The sequence below is a fragment of the Microbispora sp. H10836 genome (assembly GCF_012999525.1).
GTDB lineage: Bacteria > Actinomycetota > Actinomycetes > Streptosporangiales > Streptosporangiaceae > Microbispora.
Window position 1 is genome coordinate 1 of record NZ_JABBWU010000091.1, and the last position, 509, is coordinate 509.

Consider the following 509-nt stretch of genomic DNA (forward strand, 5'->3'; position numbering starts at 1 on the left):
CGCGCCTGGTCGCCCCACTGCTGGGCGGTCTTGATGAGCTGCCCGCCGGAGCACTGGCTGTTCCACAGCGAGCCGTTGGTGGTGGCGAAGCACCCGGCCGGTACGCCGGAGAACGCCGACCCGGCCGAGAACACGTCGGGGTATTGGGCGGCCAGGACGTTGGTCATCATCGCGCCGGAGGAGAAGCCGCTGACGACGATCCGGCCCGGGTCGACGTTGTAGCGCTGCCGGGCGTAGGAGACCATCGACATGATGCCGGTGGAGTCGCTGCCGCCGTCGCGCCTGAGCGCGGCCGGGGTGGAGACGTCGAAGCACTTCTCGCTGCGGGTGGCCTCGGGGACCACGATGATGTAGCCGTACCGGTCCGCGGCGGTGACGTAGTCGTGCCCGTTGCCGTTGAAGATCGCGCTGGCGGATCCGCTGCAGTAGTGCACCAGCACCAGCAGCGCCGGCCGGGCCGCGACCCTGTCGGGCACGTAGATGTACATGTTCAGGTTGGTCGGGTTGTT

General features: G+C 68.8%; 1 protein-coding gene. It reads right to left on the bottom strand.

The features are described from left to right. On the bottom strand, positions 1–488 hold a 488-nt coding region (locus tag HHX30_RS40435), incomplete at its 3' end, for a PHB depolymerase family esterase (RefSeq protein WP_249351075.1). Between the last annotated feature and the right edge of the window lie 21 nt (positions 489–509).